Annotated in this window: 15 protein-coding genes; 6 read left to right on the forward strand and 9 right to left on the reverse strand. The window is 73.0% G+C overall.

Features of this window, described 5'->3' with window-relative positions:
• Positions 1–67: 67 nt before the first annotated feature.
• Positions 68–658 carry a uridine kinase family protein gene (locus FHU36_RS27930; protein WP_312891870.1) on the forward strand — a complete coding sequence of 197 codons (591 nt, stop codon included), beginning with the start codon at positions 68–70 and terminating at the stop codon, positions 656–658.
• Position 659: 1 nt separating this feature from the next.
• Here FHU36_RS27930 and FHU36_RS27935 read toward each other — a convergent pair whose 3' ends face one another.
• From FHU36_RS27935 to FHU36_RS27950, 4 genes are read right to left on the reverse strand one after another with little or no spacing between them, the layout of a single operon-like run.
• Complete coding sequence (locus tag FHU36_RS27935; RefSeq protein WP_185086766.1) at positions 660–1,835, reverse strand: DegT/DnrJ/EryC1/StrS family aminotransferase; 1,176 nt, start codon at positions 1,833–1,835, stop codon at positions 660–662.
• Positions 1,832–2,680 (reverse strand): amidohydrolase family protein, encoded by an 849-nt coding sequence (locus FHU36_RS27940; RefSeq protein ID WP_312891871.1) that lies wholly within the window; start codon positions 2,678–2,680, stop codon positions 1,832–1,834. Before FHU36_RS27940 ends, FHU36_RS27935 begins: the two co-directional genes overlap by 4 nt.
• A complete protein-coding gene (locus FHU36_RS27945) occupies positions 2,677–3,333 on the reverse strand; it encodes an amidohydrolase family protein (RefSeq protein WP_185086767.1) in 657 nt (218 codons plus the stop codon). Before FHU36_RS27945 ends, FHU36_RS27940 begins: the two co-directional genes overlap by 4 nt.
• 51 nt (positions 3,334–3,384) lie before the next feature.
• The gene (locus FHU36_RS27950; protein WP_185086768.1) at positions 3,385–5,361 is read right to left on the reverse strand and encodes an outer membrane protein assembly factor BamB family protein; all 1,977 of its coding nucleotides are present in this window, start codon (positions 5,359–5,361) and stop codon (positions 3,385–3,387) included.
• An 86-nt stretch (positions 5,362–5,447) separates the two neighbouring features.
• Between FHU36_RS27950 and FHU36_RS27955 the strand changes: the two genes are divergently transcribed.
• From FHU36_RS27955 to FHU36_RS27965, 3 genes are read left to right on the forward strand one after another with little or no spacing between them, the layout of a single operon-like run.
• A complete protein-coding gene (locus FHU36_RS27955) occupies positions 5,448–6,224 on the forward strand; it encodes an amidohydrolase family protein (RefSeq protein ID WP_246502587.1) in 777 nt (258 codons plus the stop codon).
• Positions 6,221–6,937 (forward strand): amidohydrolase family protein, encoded by a 717-nt coding sequence (locus tag FHU36_RS27960; protein WP_185086770.1) that lies wholly within the window; start codon positions 6,221–6,223, stop codon positions 6,935–6,937. Before FHU36_RS27955 ends, FHU36_RS27960 begins: the two co-directional genes overlap by 4 nt.
• Positions 6,938–6,991: 54 nt before the next feature.
• Positions 6,992–8,959: an NHL repeat-containing protein gene (locus FHU36_RS27965; protein ID WP_185086771.1), complete on the forward strand. Its 1,968-nt coding sequence runs from the start codon at positions 6,992–6,994 to the stop codon at positions 8,957–8,959.
• Positions 8,960–9,016: 57 nt separating this feature from the next.
• Here FHU36_RS27965 and FHU36_RS27970 read toward each other — a convergent pair whose 3' ends face one another.
• A complete protein-coding gene (locus FHU36_RS27970; protein ID WP_185086772.1) occupies positions 9,017–10,162 on the reverse strand; it encodes a dihydrodipicolinate synthase family protein in 1,146 nt (381 codons plus the stop codon).
• A gap of 27 nt (positions 10,163–10,189) precedes the next feature.
• Positions 10,190–11,050: a carbohydrate ABC transporter permease gene (locus tag FHU36_RS27975; protein ID WP_185086773.1), complete on the reverse strand. Its 861-nt coding sequence runs from the start codon at positions 11,048–11,050 to the stop codon at positions 10,190–10,192.
• Between the two features lie 146 nt (positions 11,051–11,196).
• Between FHU36_RS27975 and FHU36_RS27980 the strand changes: the two genes are divergently transcribed.
• On the forward strand, positions 11,197–12,381 hold the full coding sequence (locus FHU36_RS27980) for an RNA-guided endonuclease InsQ/TnpB family protein (RefSeq protein ID WP_185086774.1): 1,185 nt from the start codon (positions 11,197–11,199) through the stop codon (positions 12,379–12,381).
• Between the two features lie 43 nt (positions 12,382–12,424).
• Here FHU36_RS27980 and FHU36_RS27985 read toward each other — a convergent pair whose 3' ends face one another.
• From FHU36_RS27985 to FHU36_RS27995, 3 genes are all read right to left on the reverse strand, one after another.
• Positions 12,425–13,291 carry a carbohydrate ABC transporter permease gene (locus FHU36_RS27985; RefSeq protein ID WP_185086775.1) on the reverse strand — a complete coding sequence of 289 codons (867 nt, stop codon included), beginning with the start codon at positions 13,289–13,291 and terminating at the stop codon, positions 12,425–12,427.
• A 46-nt stretch (positions 13,292–13,337) separates the two neighbouring features.
• On the reverse strand, positions 13,338–14,579 hold the full coding sequence (locus FHU36_RS27990; RefSeq protein ID WP_185086776.1) for an extracellular solute-binding protein: 1,242 nt from the start codon (positions 14,577–14,579) through the stop codon (positions 13,338–13,340).
• A gap of 85 nt (positions 14,580–14,664) precedes the next feature.
• Positions 14,665–15,870, reverse strand: a complete 1,206-nt coding sequence (locus FHU36_RS27995) for a DegT/DnrJ/EryC1/StrS family aminotransferase (RefSeq protein ID WP_312891872.1) — start codon at positions 15,868–15,870, stop codon at positions 14,665–14,667.
• A gap of 54 nt (positions 15,871–15,924) precedes the next feature.
• Between FHU36_RS27995 and FHU36_RS28000 the strand changes: the two genes are divergently transcribed.
• Positions 15,925–17,130 carry a helix-turn-helix domain-containing protein gene (locus FHU36_RS28000; protein ID WP_185086777.1) on the forward strand — a complete coding sequence of 402 codons (1,206 nt, stop codon included), beginning with the start codon at positions 15,925–15,927 and terminating at the stop codon, positions 17,128–17,130.
• The last annotated feature ends 24 nt before the right edge of the window (positions 17,131–17,154 follow it).

The raw sequence follows: 17,154 nt of genomic DNA on the forward strand, positions 1-17,154 counted from the left end.
TCCAGACTGTGATCGCGAAGGAAGGACATTCTCTCCCCTCCCCCCGCATGTCCCCTAGCCTGGGTGCGTGCAAGCACTGGCCCACCACCTCATGGCGCTCCCGCCCTCCTGTGGGCCGGTCCGTCTCGTCGCCGTCGACGGCCCGGCCGGGTCGGGCAAGACCACGTTCGCGGGCCGGCTGGCGGCGGCGCTGAGCTGCCAGGTGGTGCACAGCGACGACTTCCCGGTTCCGTGGGAGGAGGGGCCGGGGCCATGGTTCGGCGCGCTGGAGGAGCAGGTGCTCCGGCCGCTGCGGCGCGGCCGGCCGGGGGCGTTCCGCCGCTACGACTGGACACGCGGCGCCTACGCGGAGCTCGTGCCGGTCCCCGTCGCGCCGGTGCTGATCGTCGAGGGCGTCGGCACGGCCCGCAGGTCGGCCGCCGGGCTGACGGCGTTCACCGTCTGGGTGGAGGCGCCCGAGACGGTGCGCCTGCGGCGGGTGACCGGGCGCGACGGACCGGGCCTGGTGGACCGCTGGCGGCTCTGGTTCGAGGCGGAGCGCGCCTGGTTCGCCGAGGACGGCACCCGGGAGCGGGCCGACCTCCTCGTCGACGGCCGCCGGCCCGCCACCTGCGCCGGCTGGGCCGAGTGGACCAGGGCCAGGGCCTTTACAAAGTAGATCAGGTAGCGAGGACCTTGGCGAAGGCCTCGGCGATGTCCGCGGCGCGGGCGGGGTCGTCCATGAGCATCGACTGACGTACCCACACCACGGTCCGGGCGGCCTCGGCGGCGGCCGGGCACGGCTCGGCGCGGGCTCCGGCACCGGTGAGGGCGTCCATCGTGCCCAGCGGCGGGTATCCGGCGTCGAGCGGCACCCCCTCGGCGGCCATCGCGGCCAGCAGGAAGCCACGCTCCACGGGGGCCTCGACGCGCAGCATGAGCAGGTGGCGGGAGTCGCGGGTGGTGCCGGGCGGCGGGGGCACCACGGTCACCGGCCGGGCCGAGTCCCGCTCCGGCAGACGCGCGAGCTCGCGTTCGACGGCGGCGCAGAAGGCGTCGCGGCGGGCGATCTCCCCGTCGAGCCGGTCCAGCCAGGGCAGCAGCAGGGCGGCCTGGACGTCGGTGAGCCGCAGGTTCCAGCCGACGGAAGGGTGGCCGTACCACTGGCCGCCGAGGCGGCGGCCGACGTTGCACGCCGACCAGATCGCCTCGTACGCCGCCGCCTCCCGGCAGACGATCAGCCCGCCCTCGCCCGCGGTCATCGCCTTGCTCGACTGGAAGCTGTAGACGCCCGCGTCGCCGAGGCCGCCGACGGGCCGGTCGCGGTACGCGGCGCCGTGCGCCTGGGCGGCGTCCTCGACGACCGCCAGGCCGTGCTCGGCGGCCAGGGCCGTCAACGGGTCCATGTCGGCGGGGCTGCCCGCCAGGTGGACCGGCATGAGGGCCGCGGTCCGCGGGGTCAGCGCGGCCCGTACGGCCTCCGGCGACAGGTGCAGGTCGGCCGGGTCCACGTCGGCGAGCACGGGGGTGGCGCCCGCGAGCAGCACGGCGGTGGCCGAGGCGACGAAGGTGTAGGCGGGCACGATCACCTCGTCGCCCGGTCCCACCCCCAGCCCGCGCAGCGCGGCGAACAGCCCGAGCGTGGCGTTGCCGACGGCCACCCCGTACGGCACGGCCGACCGGCGGGCGAAGGCCGCGGCGAGGTCGTCGGTCACGCCGCCGCCCTGGGTGGCCCCCCACAGACCGCTCTCCAGCACCTCGGTGACCAGCTTGCGCTGCGCGGCGTCGAGAGGCGGCGGCCAGGATGGCCAGGGGGCGGTGCGAACGGGGGTTCCGCCGTGCAGGGCGAGGGTCACGGGACGTCCCTTCGGGTGCAGGAGCCGGGGATGGGATGGCCGGAGTCGTCCGGGCCGGAGACGCTCCGGCCGGAGACGCGTGGGCCGAGGACGCGCGGGCCGAGAACGCGGGCGAGGTTGCCGCCCTGGACGAGCGCCCGGTCGGCGTCGGAGAGGGGGGCGAGGGCGACGCGGCCGTAGCCGGTCCTCAGGTCGAGGAAGCACGCGTCGGAGCCGAACACCACCCGCTGGGCGCCGGCCGTCGCGACCAGCCGGGCGATCCAGCGGCCGGTCATCCTGGAACCGCACACCTCCAGGTACAGGTTCGGGTGGCCGGCCGCCAGCCGGGCCGCGCGGTCGAACCCGTACGGCCAGAGCCCGCAGTGCCCCATGAGCAGGGGGACGTCCGGGTGGCGGGCGGCGACGGCGGCGAACCGGTCGGGGTCGCTCCACGGCGAGTCGGTCTGGCCGTGGGCGAGCACCGGCAGGCCGAGCCGCCAGACGGGCTCGTAGCGGGGGTCGTCGAGCGGGCACTGGTGGACGTCAGGGTGCAGCTTGACCCCCCACACCCCGTCGCGGGTCAGGGGCGTGCGGTGGTGCGGGTTGTAGACCTGCCAGACGCCGAACCTGCCCGGGAACCGGTCGGCGGCCTCCCTGGCCAGCCGGTTGCCCGTCTCGGCGTCGGGGCCGACGGCGAGCAGGTGGCTGACGCCCATCGCGGTGACGCCGATCCGGTCCATCGTGGCCACCAGGCCCTCGGCGGTCGGGTCGGGGATGAGGAAGTCGGGCCAGGTGCCGAGGTGGCCGTGCGCGTCGAGCACCGGCGGCGCGTCCGCCACGCCGCCACGGGCGGGGCCGGTGGTCACAGCAGCCTCCCCAGGGAGCCGGCGGCGATCAGGTCGACGTCGGCCGGCTCCAGGTCGAGATGGTCGAGCAGGAAGCGCGGGCCGCAGTCGTCGGCCACCGGCGCCCCGGTGCCGAACACGAGCCGCCCGGCGCCGAACAGCCCGGCGAGCCATTCGACGCCGCGCTGGGTGTTGACGGTGCCGATCTCCGCCCACACGCCCGGCGCCTCGGCCATCAGCTCGGCGAGCGCGCGCAGCCTGCGGTAGCCCGGGTTGAGCACGAGGATCCGCAGGCCGGGCAGCCGCCCGGCGAGCGTGCGCAGCGCGGCCGGCGAGGTCTCGTCCAGGTCGATCGCGACGGGCAGGCCCAGCTCCGCCAGCCAGCGCAGCGCCACCGGCCCGGTGAGGTCGAAGCGGTGCCGCTCCGGGCAGAGCCTGACCAGCCGCACGCCCCACTCCAGCACCTCGGCCGGAGTCGAGGGGGCGGAGGCCCCCGGCACGCCCGGCACCACCACGGGCACCGGCACGAGCCGGGGGTCGTCCAGCCGCAGGAGGGCGTCGTTGCCGGCCTGCGGGTCGGAGTAGAGGCTGAGCGCGTGGGTCACGCAGGCGCGCTCGATGCCCAGCCGGTCCATCTCGGCCCGCGGGTCGGCGGGCAGATCGTCGAACGGCACGGGTCCGATCAGCCGATGGGCATCGATCACATATTTCGGCACAGACCGAAACTAGTTCGCCGCCGGCGGGACGGTCAAGGGCGGACAGGCCGGGTCCAGCCGGATCTTGGCCAGGTCGCGGCCGACGAGCGCCCACGCGTCCCAGGTGCCCGGTACGAAGTGGAGCTGGGGGTTGGTGTACCACTCGTCGCCGAGGCCGGTCGCCAGCAGCTTCGCCTCGGCGCCCAGCACGTAGGCGTTGCCGCCGCCGCGGAAGACGGAGGTGAAGACCCTGCCCCGGTGCACGGTCAGCTCGCCGTAGCCGGCGATCGTGCCCTGCCGCACCACCTTCCGGGTGGCCAGGTCCATGGCGATCCAGGTGCCGGAGTCGCGCTTGTAGACGGCGTACAGCAGGCCGTCGTGCACCTTGACGTCCTGGAACGTGCGGTGGCCGGGCACCGGGTCCACCTGCCAGAGCACCTTGCGGGACCCCAGGTCGAAGGCCGCGACCGAGGCGGTCGCGTGCACCGGCGGGACACCGCCGCCGCCGAGCACGTCGCCGCCCAGGTACACCACGCCCCGCTTCGCGTCGAGCGACAGGCTCATGAGGCTCTGGTCGGGGATGACGTCCACGTAGACGTCGATGGCTCCGGTGCGGGGGTCCACCACGGACAGGGCGCCCTTGAGGTTCGCCCCCAGCGGGGCGCTGGCCACCAGCAGCTTGTCGGTCACCGGGTCGTACTCGATGTCCCACGGCCGCTGCTGGCCGTGGCCGAGGAAGCCGACGCCGCGCACCTCGTCGGTGTGCAGGTCGACGGAGATGATCTGCCCGCTGGGGTACATGGCGGCGTAGATCTTGTCGCCCCGCCGCACCAGGTCCTTGGGCTCGCCCGGCAGCCTGAACCGGCGCTTGTCACCGGTGCGCAGGTCGCGGACCTCCATCGAGAAGTGGCCGCCGACGTACACGGCCCGGTTGGGGACGAGCAGCATGCTCTGCGGCCGCTCGGTGCCCGCGGGCAGGCCCGCGTCGATCAGGTCCGTGAACTCCGACGCGCCGGTGCGCGGGTCCAGCGACCACACGCCGCCGCTGCCCGCGAAGCCGACGAGGGCGTTCTCGCCGAGCGGGTGGATCAGCCGGGTCTCGTCGCCGGGCGCGGGCGCGTCGGCGACCCTGGTGAGCGCGGTGTCTCCGGTCCGGTACCGGTGGACGGCGCCGTCCGGGCGGGAGGTGGCGTAGACCGTGCCGTCGGCGGCGACGGTCAGCGCGTCGAGGCTGCCCGACTCCAGTTTGACCCGCCGCGGATCGGAGCCGTCCTTGCGCACGTCGATCAGCTCGGCTCCGGCGGCCGCCAGCACGCGGTCGCCGTACAGCGTGACGACGCCCACGCCGGTGGGGGCGGCCGCCACCTCCTGGACGGCGCCGCTCGCCCGGTCGATCCGCACCAGCTTGGCCTTGTCCAGCAGGCCCGCGTAGACGTGCCCGGCGTCGGCGGCGACCGCGCGCACGTACCGCTCACCCTGGGCGAGCACGCCGAAGTCGCGGACCGCGCCCGTGCCGGGCACGTACTCGAAGACGCGGCCGCCGGGATAGGTCCCCGCGTAGAGGGTGCCGTCGGGGGCGGCGGCCAGGCTCCACACGAAGCCGCCGTTGCGGCCGAAGGAGTGCAGGTGCCGCACCTCACCGGTGGCGATGTCGAAGCTGTAGAGGTCGGGCACCGGGTAGGTGCCGACGTACACCTTGCCGCCGGAGACGACGGTGGCCCAGCCGCCCTCGGGCTCGCCCGTGGCCGGGCCGTCGGGGAGGGTGACGCTCCTGATCACCTTCCGGGTACTCAGGTCCAACTCGGCGAGCACCGGCGGCTTCGGCCCACGGGTCACGACGTAGGCGCGCCCGTCGTGGACGGCGGCGCCGACGATGGCGCCGGTGACCGAGGCCGGGCCGAACGTGCGCACGGCCGGCTCGGCGCAGGTGACGGCGGCCTGGGCCGCCGGAGCGGTGAGGAGAGCGGGTAAAAGCCCGGCCACGGCGGCCAGGAGACGTCGGAGCATGCCGAGCACCTCGCGTTCATACCTGTTCGATTTAGGTCCAGACCGTAACTTTATGAGCGCGGTACGTCAATGGCATGATGGCGCGCATGACGACCAAGGATGGGACCGGCACGGCGTTCGACGCGTGGAGGCTGATCGGGGGCCTGGAGGTGACGCTCGACGTGGACGTGCTCGTGGGCGCCTATCCGGATCGCGACGGACCGCCCGGCCTTCCGGACGAGGTGCTGCGCACGCTGGCCCGGCACCGGATCCGGGCGGGCGCGGCGGCGAGCCTGCGCGCCGCCCTGTTCGACGTCCGGTCCGGCAACGACGAGGCGCTGGCGCTGCGCGCGCTCCGGGCGGAGGGGTCCACGTTCGTCCCGGTGGGGGCGGTGGACCTGCGCGACCCGATCCGGGCGGCGCGCGAGTTGGAGCGGCTGGCGGCGGCGGGCGTCCGGGCGGTCCGGCTCTTCCCCGAGGAGCAGGGCGTGGAGGCCGGCTTCCCGTCCGTCCGGCACGTCGCGCGCCGCGCGACGGATCTGGACCTGACCGTGCTCACCGGCGGCGACGTGCGCAGGTTCTGGCGGCCGTTCGCGGGGATCGGCGCCCGGGTGGTCTTCCTCGACACGCACTTCTACCATCTGGGCGACTTCCTGGTGGTGGCCGCCGACGAGCCGGGGTTCCACACCTCCACCCGGCTGCTCAACTCCCCCGACGCGCTGGAGGCCGCGGCGGCGGAGGTGGGCGCGGACCGCCTGCTGTACGGCTCGCGCGCCCCGCACTTCGAGCCGCTCGTCCCCCTGCTGCGCCTGGCCACCGGCGGGCTGAAGCCCGACGAGGTCGCCGCGGTGGCCGGCGGCAACGCCGGGAGGCTGCTCTCGTGATCATCGACGTGCACGCCCACTGGGGCCCCTGGTTCTTCACCATGGACGTGGCCGAGGCCAACCTGGCCACCATGGACCGCTACGGCATCGACCTGGCCATCGTCTCGGCCACCGAGGCGGTCATCTACGACGCGCCTGCCGGCAACCGCGCCCTCGCCCGGCTGCTGGAGGGGCAGGACCGCCTGCTCGGCTACGTCACGGTCAACCCGCGCCGGCTGCGCGAGGCGGCCCGGGACCTGGACGCCTACCTTCCCACCGGCAGGTTCGTCGGCGTGAAGATCCACACCGACTACACGGGCTCGCCCGTCACCTCGCCGCAGCTCCGGGAGGCCCTGGCGCTCGTCGCCGAGGCCGGCTGCCCCGCGCTCGTGCACACCTGGGGCGCCTCCGTGCTGGATCTGGCCCAGGTCTGCCTGGACACGCCGGGGCTGCGGGTGATCGCGGGGCACATGGGCGCCGACGGGTTCCGGCATGCCATCGAGGCCGCAGCCGGGTGCGACCGGCTCTACCTCGAACCCTGCTGGTCGCACGCCCCCGCCGGGCGCATCGCCGAGGTGGCGGCGGCCGTGGACGGGCACCGGCTGCTGTTCGGCACGGACGCCACGCTCATCGACCCGTCCTCGGCCTTCGGCGCGGTGGCGGCGGCGGGACTGTCCGCCGAGGCGGCCGAGCGGGTCGCGTGGCGCAACGCCGCCGGACTGTTCGGGATCTAGACATTACGGACCAGCCCGTTATAGCGTGCGGCAAACTTCATCAGGGAGCCGCACATGATCCCCCGCCGTCGTTTCCTGCAGGCGGCGGCCACCACCACGGTGGCCGCCACCCTGCCCGCCACCCTCTCCGGAACCACCGCGCAGGCCGCGGCCGCCCACGGCTCGCAGCCCGAGGGAACCATCACCGACCTGGGCCCCGCCAGCGTCGCCAGCCCGCTCGGCAACGCCGAGATCGTGGGCGACGTCCTCTACGCCGGATCGCGTGGCCTGTCGCCCAACGTCGTGGGCGCCTACGACCTGACCAAGGATTCGGTCACGGCCCATTTCGACATCCCGACGGGCATCGGCGTCTGGGCGATGTGCCGGGTGGGCACCGACGTCTACGCGGGCACGCACGCCCGCTCCGACCTCTACAAGATCGACACCGTGTCCGGCACGGTGACGAAGGTGGCCGGATACCCCGACCACTTCATCTGGACCATGGCCTCCTCCCCCGATGGCAAGGTCTACCTGGGCACCTCCGAGCCCGGCCGGGTCCGCGAGTACGACCCGGCCACCGGCGCCAGCCGGGACCTCGGCGAGGCCAGCCCCGGCGAGTCGTACGTGCGCAGCATCCAGGCCGACGACACGCACGTCTACGCGGGCGTCGGCGCGAACGCGCATCTGGTCGCGATCGACCGCGTCACCGGCGCGCGCACGGAACTGCTCCCGGCCGAGCTGGCCGACCGCGACTGGGTGTCGAGCATGAGCGTCTCCGCCACCCACATCGCGGGCGGCATGAACTCGCTGGCCGAGGTCGTCGTCCTGGAGAAGGCCGACCCCACCCGCTACAAGGTCGTCAAGGCCACCGCGCCGGGCGAGAAGTACATCGTCTCGGTGCTCGTCCACGACGGGTACGTGTACTTCGCCGGCCGCCCCACCGGCACGCTCTACCGCTACTCGATCGCCGAGGACCGGCTCGAGGTGCTCGGCGTGCCGTACTTCGAGGCCGCCACCCACCGCCTCCTCGCCTACCAGGGGCGCGTCTACGGCGTGCAGGACAGCGCGGTCTTCGTCTACGACCCGGCGACGGGCACGATCGACTACCGCAACCTGGTCCAGCGCGGCTTCCGCGCCGCCCCCGAGGAGCCCATGTCCGTCCACTCCGACGGCGAGCGCGTCTACGTCGGCGGCAAGAGCGGCGCCGACGTCCACGACCTGGCGACCGGCAAGGTGACCCGGCTCGCCATCCCCGGCGAGCCGAAGACCATGCTCACCGTGCGCGAGACCACCTACATCGGCGTCTACACGCAGGCCGCCCTGTACGCGCACCGCCCCGGCCAGGCCGAGGCGAAGCTGCTCGCCCGGGCCGGCAACCAGCAGGACCGGCCGCGCGACCTCGCCTACGACGCGCGCACCGGACTGATCGTGATGCCCACGCAGCCGGAGCCCGGCCACATCAACGGCGCCCTGTCGCTCTACTCCCCTCGCACCGGGAAGCTGGAGACGTACCGGCCCGCCGTCGAGCGGCAGACGGTCTACTCCGTCGTCACCCGGCGCGGCACGGCCTACCTCGGCACCCTCGTCCAGGAGGGGCTGGGCCTGCCGCCGGTCACGACCACGGCCCGCCTGGCGGCCTGGGACCTGGCGGAGCGCCGGCTGCTGTGGCAGCTCGAACCGGTGCCCGGCGCGCGCTACATCGCCTCCCTCGCGCTCGGCCCGGCCATGACCACGCTGTACGGCATGGCGAACACCGGCGAGGTGTTCGCGTTCGACCTGGGCGCCAGGAAGGTGACCGGGACGCTCAAGGTCGGCGCGAAGGGCGGCGAGCTGTTCGTCACCGGGCGGGTGGCCTACTGCACGGACGGCGACAAGGTGTACAAGATCGACTTGGGGTCGTTCACGGCCGAGGCCATCGTGGAGGGGCTGGCCGGCCAGTGGTTCGGCGGCGAGCCCAAGCTGGCGCTGGACCCCTCCCGCCGCGCCCTCTACGGCCTGCGCCGGCGCAACCTGGTCCGCATCGCCATCACCGGACGCCCCTGACCCGTGGCGGGTGTCGTGGCCGAGTCCCGCGCTCGGCCTCGACCTGGTGGCCGCCTCCTACGTCGCGAGCTTCGCGTCCCCCTGATCCGAGCTCTCGGGCCGGGCCCGTCCCGCGTGCCGGACCACCGCGGCGCGCTCCTCCTCGGGCAGCGGCGGGCCGTACGGGTCGTGGGCGTACGCGCCGGGGATCCGGCCCTCGGCCGCCGCCAGCCACAGCATGCGCTGGACGTAGCCCTCCATGGGGTCGGTGAAGGTGGCCTGCGCGAGCCGGTCGAGGCGGGCGGACGCCTCCTCGAACGCGCGCAGGTCGCTGCCCCTGAAGGCGTCGAGCACGGCGGCGGTGATCTCCACGCCGGCGGCGGCGATGCCCACCAGCGCGGCCTCGGCGCCCCACAGCAGGGACGGGCCGAACATGCGGTCCTCCCCGGTGATGGCCAGGCGTCCGGCCCGCCTGGCGAGCGCGATGGCCTGCTGGCAGCCCATCGCGTCGGAGAGCAGGGCCGTCTTCAGCCCGGCCACACCGGGGTGGGCGAGGAGCGCGCCGAGCACGGCGGGCGGGCACGGCCGGGTGTAGAGGTCGAAGGCGATCATCGGCAGTCCGGACGCCCGCCACACGGCGTCGTGCAGCGCCGCCCTGTCGCCAGCCGAGGGGAACACCAGGACGCCCGCCGCGCCCAGCCCGGCCGCCACGCGCGCCTCCGCGACCGTGCGCTCCGCCTCCGGCTCGGTGACCATCGGCTCCGTGGCCATCGGCTCGGTGACCGCGTGCCCGGTGGCCGCGTGCTCAGTGGCCGCGTGCCCAGTGACCTCGTGTCCAGCGGCCGCGTGTCCAGCGGCCGCGTGCCCAGTGACCTCGTGCCCAGCGGCCGCGTGTCCAGCGGCCGCGTGCCCAGTGGCCTCGTGCCCGGTGGCCGGGTGGGCGCGGTTCGGGGGGGTGGGGTGGCCGCCGACGCCGACGAGCACGGGGACGCCGAGCGCCACGGCCCGCTCGATCACTCCCGCCCGGATCTCCGGCGCCAGGAACGGCCCCCGGCCCGTGTGGGCCAGCACCGCCAGGGCGCCCGCCCCGTCGGCGACCAGTCCGGCCAGGTAGCGTGCGACGAGGTCGAGGTCCACCTCGCCGTCCGCCGTCATGGGGGTGGCCGCGGCGGCGATCAGGGAGCCGCGCAGGCGGTCCCGGAGGGTCTGTGCCGAGATGTGCATCCAGAGAGCTTAGGCGAGCCCGGCCCGCTACTTGAGGCCGGTCATCGCGATGCTGTTGACCAGGTAGCGCTGGAGCAGGAAGAACACCACCAGGCACGGCACGACCGAGATGGTCGCCGACGCCATCAGCACCGACAGCTGCATCTCCTCCGTCCGCAGCGTGGTCAGCCCCACGGTGAGGGTCCGGGTCGTGTCGCTCTGCCCCACGATCAGCGGCCACAGGAAGTCGTTCCAGTGCCACAGGAACACGAACACCCCGAGCGTGGCCAGGATGGGCCGGGTCAGCGGCACCACGATCGTCCAGTAGACCCGCAGCTCGGAGGCGCCGTCCACCTTGGCGGCGTCGAACAGCTCGTCCGGCAGCCCCAGGATGAACTGGCGCATCAGGAAGACGGCCTGGGTGTTGGCCAGGGTCGGCACGATCAGCCCCCAGAACGTGTCCACCCCGCCCAGCTCGTTCACCAGGACGAACGTCGGGATGAGCGTCGCCTGGAACGGCACCATCATGGTCGCCAGGAACGTCCAGAACATCGCGTCCCGGCCCGGGAACCGCTTCTTGGCGAACGCGTACCCGGCCATGGAGGCGGTGAGCAGGATGACCACCACGGACACCACGGAGTAGACCAGCGAGTTGACCGTCCACGAGACGAACCCGCTGGAGGACAGCACCCGCGTGAGGTTGTCCAGGGTGAGCGACTCCGGCCACCGCCCCGGCACGGTCGGCCGCCCCGCAGGCGACAGGGCGACGACCACCATGGCCACGAACGGGCTGACGGTCAGCACCGACAGCACGCCCAGCAGCGCGACGAGCGGCCACCTGGCCGGTGGACGGCCCGCGCGCACGGTGCCAGCGGCGCGCGACAGCGGCCTCGATGCGGTCAGCGTCATCAGAAACCTCCGAGGAAACCGCAGCCTTGAGGCAGGGAAGGAATCGGATTCCCCGCAGAGCGGGGCAATGGCAGGCGTTTCGCCGCAGGGCACACAATACGAACACGTGTGCGATGTTCTGCTGATCGCGTCGTACGATGTGGGACATGGCGCGGACGGTCAAGCGGGCCTACAAGTACCGCTTCTACCCGACCTGCGGGCAGGCCGCCGAGCTTGCCCGAACGTTCGGGTGCGTACGTCTGGTTTACAACATGGCCCTGGCGGAACGGACCCGCGCCCACGCCGCCGAGGGCCGCCCCGTCCCCTACGGGGAGACGTCGGCGATGCTCACCCGGTGGAAGCGCACCGAGGAACCGGCGTTCCTGAAGGAGGTGTCGTCGGTCCCGTTGCAGCAAGCGTTGCGGCACCTGCAAGCGGCATTCGCCAACTTCTTCGCCAGGCGGGCCGGGTACCCGGCGTTCAAGTCCCGCAAGAAGTCCCGGGCGTCGGCGGAGTACACCCGCAGCGCGTTTCGGTGGCGTGAGGGCCGGCTGTGGCTGGCGAAGATGGACGGCCCGCTCGACATCCGCTGGTCGCGTCCGCTTCCCGAGGGCGCGCGGCCGTCCACGGTCACGGTGTCCCGCGATCCGGCCGGGCGGTGGTTCGTCTCCATCCTGCTGGAGGAGGAGATCCGGCCGCTCGACCCCAGCGAGAACATGGTCGGGGTGGATGCCGGGATCACTGCCCTGGTGACACTGTCCACCGGGGAGCAGGTCACCAACCCTCGGCATGAACGGGCCGAGCGGCGCGCGCTGGCTCGCGCGCAGCGCAACCTGGCCAGGAAGGCCAAGGGGTCGGCGAACCGGGTCAAGGCCCGGCTCAAGGTCGCGAAGGTGTACGCGCGGATCACCGACCGGCGCCGTGACTTCCTGCACAAGCTCTCGACTCGGCTCGTCCGTGAGAACCAAACGGTCGTGATCGAGGACCTGACCGTCCGCAACCTGGTCGGCAACCGCCGTCTCGCCCGCGCCATCAGTGATGCGAGCTGGCGCGAGCTCCGCTCGATGCTGGAGTACAAGACGGCGTGGTACGGGCGGGAGCTGCTGGTCGTGGACCGATGGTTCCCCTCTTCCAAGCTCTGCTCTGTGTGCGGGGCTCAACAGGATGCGATGCCGCTGAACGTCCGGCGGTGGAGTTGTGCCTGCGGGGCGGTCCACGACCGGGACGTGAACGCGGCCCGTAACATCCTCGCCGCCGGGCTGGCGGAGAGGCGAAACGCCTGTGGAGCTGGTGTAAGACCTCAACGAGAGACCTCTCGGACGGGGCGACCGGCGGTGAAGCAGGAAGCCTGACCGGCGACGGTCGGAACCCTCCCCCTTGAGGGAGGGCTGGAAGTCAAGTGTTCCCCCGGTCGAGAAAGCGGCGCTGGACCAGCGACACGACCAGCACGATGGCGAAGAGCACCATCCCCCACGTGGCGGCGTAACCGAACTCGGACGATCGGAAGCCGTGCTCGTAGATGCCGTAGATGAGCGTGTACGTGGCTCGCGCCGGCCCGCCGCCGGTCATCACGTAGATGGTGTCGAACGTCTGGAAGGCGCTGATCGTCTCGATCACCAGCACGAAGAAGAGGGTCGGCTTGAGCAGCGGCAGGGTGATCCGGCGGAACCGCTGCCAGGCGCTCGCCCCGTCGACCATGGCCGCCTCCAGGTAGGAGGCCGGGATGGACTTCAGCCCGGCCAGCAGGATCAGCATCGAGTAGCCGAACCCCTTCCACACCGACACCACGGCCAGCGCGGGCAGCACGAGCGCCGACTCCTCCAGGAACGCCACCGGGCCCAGGTCGGCCTTGGCCAGCAGGCCGTTGAGCAGGCCGTCGAACTCGTAGATCCAGCGCCAGATGATGCCCGCGAGCACGAAACTGGTCACGTACGGCAGGAAGAGCATGCCGCGGAACAGCCCGCGCAGGAAGACCACCTGGTTGAGCAGCAGCGCCGTGCCGAGCGCCACGAGCACCGTGAGGGGCACGTAGACCGCCGCGTACACCAGCGTGACCCGCAGGCTGGTCCAGAAGTTCACGTCGTCGAGCAGCCGGGCGTAGTTGCCGGCGCCGACGAAGCTCCACTCTCCCCCGATGTTCCAGTTGGTCAGGCTCATGCCCGCGGCGCCCAGCGTGGGGAAGATCCTGAAGATCAGGAAGAGCACGAGCACGGGCAGCACGAACAGCAGCCCGGTGACCGGGTCACGCAACCGATGACGCACGGCGCCCCCTTCGGTGTTGCACTCGCACGGGGTTCACTTCAGCCCGTCAGCCGCCGCTGCTCAGCAGCGTGTCGGCCTCCTTGGCGGCGGCGTCCAGGGCGGTCTTGGCGTCCTCCTTGCCGAGCAGCGCCGCCTGGATGTGCGGCGCGAGGATGCTCATGACCTGGCGGGCCTTCGGGTGGGTGTCTCCGGGGAAGGCGTACTGCAGCGACTGGGCGAACTCCTTGGCCTCGGCCGACTGGTCGGGCACGGTCACGTCGGTGCGCGCGGGGAAGAAGCCCGACTCCTTGGCGAGCGCCCCCGTCACCTCGGGCGAGGCGAGGTGGGCGGCGAACTTCTTGGCCGCGTCCTTGTTCGGGGAGTGCTTGGCGAGCACGAGCCCGCCCGGGATGCCGAACGCCACCCGCTTCGTGCCTTCCAGCGGCAGCCCGACGCCGACGTTCTCGGCGCCGATGGCGGTGCCGAGCTGGGTCGCCTGCCCCGCGGTGGCGGCGTGGTACATCGCGGTCTTGCCGGCCGCCAGCGCGCCGCCCTCGATGTCGTTGCCCTTGCTCGCGGTGTTGGCCGGCAGGCCGCCGGCCGCCTTCAGGTCGAGCAGCAACTGCAGGCTCTCGACGCCCTGGGGGCCGTTGAAGGCGACGCGCTTGCCGTCGGGGGCGAAGACGGTGCCGCCGTTGGCCCACAGCAGCGGGTAGAAGCTCTGGTTGAGGCTGACCTCGGGCTTGCCCGGGTAGTCGAGCACCGCGACCTTCTTGGCGGCCAGCTTGGGCGCGGCCTCCTTCAGCTCGGCCAGCGTCTCGGGCGCCTTGTCCAGGCCCGCCTCGGCGAACAGCTTCTTGTTGTAGATGGGCGCGGTGATCGTCTGGTAGATCGGCACTCCGTAGAGCTTGCCGTCCACGGTGAGGGCGCTCAGCGAGCTGGGCAGGTAGGCGGACTTGGCCGGGGCGACCACGTCGTCGACCGGCTCGACGGTGCCCTGCTGGGCGTACTGGGGGATCTGGTCGGGACCGAGCACGACCAGGTCGAAGCCCTTCCTGGAGATCAGCGCCGTGGTCACCTTCTCCTGACGGCCCTCCCAGGGCTGCTGGTCGATCTTGATGTCGATCGTGGGATTCTTGGCCTCGAAGTCCTTCTCGACCTTGCCCCAGAACGCCTGGCTCTTGGCCTGGTCCCCGATCACCGGGTACATCCAGAGGGTGACGGTGCTCTTGTCCGAGCCGCTGGATCCGCATCCGGCGGCCGCGACGCCCAGGGCGACGGCGATGCCGACTGCCGCTGTCTTCCTCATGGCGGCTTCCTTTCGACTAATACCGGTCCTGACCGAAATCTAGTAAGGGCGCTCGGTCGGGTCAACGCCTGAGATCTGAACGTGACTACGGACGGGGCAGCAGCCGGGTGATCTCCCGGGCCACGGCCTCCACGTGCTCGCCGGTGTAGCGCTCGTTCCAGTCGATGACGACCAGCGTCTCCGCCACCAGCCGCTCGGCCTCGGGACAGGCCGCCGGCGTGTAGCCCTCCAGAGGGTAGTGAGAGCTCCCGTAGACGGGCGCGGCCCAGACGGGCGCGTGGTTCAGGGGCTCGGCCAGATACCCGGCCCGGGCCGGAATCCCGGCGGCCGTCAGGCCCGCGGCCAGCTCCGGGGCGCCCCCGCCGGGCAGCACGAGCGGGAACAGCCACCAGGCGTGGCCGCCGGGCCGCGGCAGACTCACCCCCGGCGTGCCCGCCAGCGCGTCCAGCAGCAGGGCCGCGGTGCGCCGCCGGGCGCGCACCACGCCGGGCAGCTTGGCGAGCTGGGCCCGCGCGACCGCCGCCTGCAACTCGGTCATGCGGTAGTTGAGGCCGAAGGTGGCGTGCGAACGCCCGGCCGCGCGGTCCCAGCCCTTGTCGGCGAACAGCCGCATCCGCCTGGCCAGCTCGTCGTCGCCGGTGATGACCAGCCCGCCGTCGCCACAGGTGATGTGCTTCCACTGCTGCAGGCTCAGGCACCCGACGTCCCCCACGGTCCCGGCCAGGCGGGGCGGACCCTCGGCGCCGGGCGGGGCTCCGGGCAGGGCTCCGGGCGGGGCGGGCAGTTCGGTGAGCCAGGCCTGCGCGCAGTCCTCGATCAGCGCCAGCCCGTGCTCGTCCGCGAGCGCGCGCAGCTCGTCGACCCGGGCCGGCGCGCCGAACAGGTGCACCGCCATGATCGCCCGGGTGCGCGGCCCGATGAGCGAGGCGACGGCGGCGGGGTCGAGATTGCCGTCCGAGGGATCCACGTCGGCGAAGACAGGGACCGCGTTCTGCGCCAAGATGGGGGCCACAGTCCCGAAGTCCGTGATCGGCGTCGTGATGATCTCGTCTCCGGGGTCCGGCGCAGCGGCCACGACCGACAGATGAAGGGCCGCGGTGCCGGAGCTGCACGAGATCGCATGGCGCAGGCCGTACATCCGCGCGATCTCCTCCTCCAGCAGCCTGGCCTCGGTGCCCCAGACGGAGTTGAGCATGCCCGAACGGATCACCCGCTCGGCCGCGGCGACCTCCTCGTCGCCGAGCGTGCGGCCCGCGGCCTCTGCCATGGACGGGAACTTCACCTGGGACACCTCACAACGATATGATTGCGGTCTTGACCGAAATGAGCCGAAAGGGAGACGCGGGTGGGAATCGTCATCGGGGTCGTCGGCCCGCACGATCTGGTCGACGACGTCGCGGCCACGTGCGAGGACCAGCCCGGCGTCACCGCGCTGCGGCTCGACTACGACCACGAGTCGCAGGCGCCCGCGATCGTCGAGGCGCACGCCCCGTCCGTCGAGGGGTGGTTGTTCACCGGCATCGTCCCGTACATGCTGGCCCGTGACGCCGACGTGCTGACCCGTCCCGCCGCGTTCGTCGACTACACCGGCGCGACCCTCCTCAGCGCTCTGGTGCGACTCCAGCACCAGGGCCGGGATGTCACGCGGCTGTCCATCGACACGCTGTCGGCGGCCGACGTGACGGCGACGTTCGCCGAGGCGGGCCTGCCGACCGGCTCGCTGCGCACGCTCCCCTACCGGCCGGAGATGACCTCCGCGAAGGCCGTCGCCTTCCACCGCCGCGGCCCCGGCCACCCGGTGATCACCTGCCTCAGCAGCGTCCACGAGGCGCTGCGGGGGGAGATGGACGTGCTGCGGCTGGTCCCCTCGGTCCATTCGGTACGGGTGGCGCTGCGCCAACTGCTGCTGACGGCCGAGGGCCAGGCCCAGGAGGACGCGCAGATCGCGCTCGGCCTGATCGAGGTGGCCAACGAGGAGGGCCTGCTGCGCGAGGCCACCGCGCTGGGCGGCACGATCGCGGCCTTCCGCGGCGGCACCCACCTGCTGGTGACCACCCGGGGCCCGCTGCACGACGCCTCCGGCGGCTTCACCTGCCTGCCCATGCTGGCGCGGCTGGCCGGCCAGAACGAGGTGGTCCGCATCGGCTTCGGGCTGGGGCGCAGCGCCGCCGAGGCCGAGAGCCTGGCCCGCCGCGCGCTGGCCAGGGCCCGCCGCATCGGCGAGGTGGCCGCCGTGCTGTCGCTGCGGGCCGACACGGACATCGTGCTGGAGTCGGCGCCCGCCGCCCCACCGGCCGAGCACAACCTGTCGGTCATCGCCCGCCGGGTGGGCCTGTCGGTGCCCACGCTGGAGAAGCTCCTGGAAGCCCGGGCCGCCGCCGGCGACACGCCGCTGACCACCCGCGAGATCGCCGACCGTCTCGCGGTGCAGCAGCGCACCGCCCGCCGCATGCTGCACCGGCTGGAGCTGGCCGGGCTGGCCGAACGCACCGGCAACCTCACCAGCGGCTCCAGCGGCCGGCCCCTGACCCTCTACCGCCTCACCCTGTGACCCACCGAACCGGCCGAGCGTCCG

This window comes from Nonomuraea muscovyensis, from assembly GCF_014207745.1.
GTDB lineage: Bacteria > Actinomycetota > Actinomycetes > Streptosporangiales > Streptosporangiaceae > Nonomuraea > Nonomuraea muscovyensis.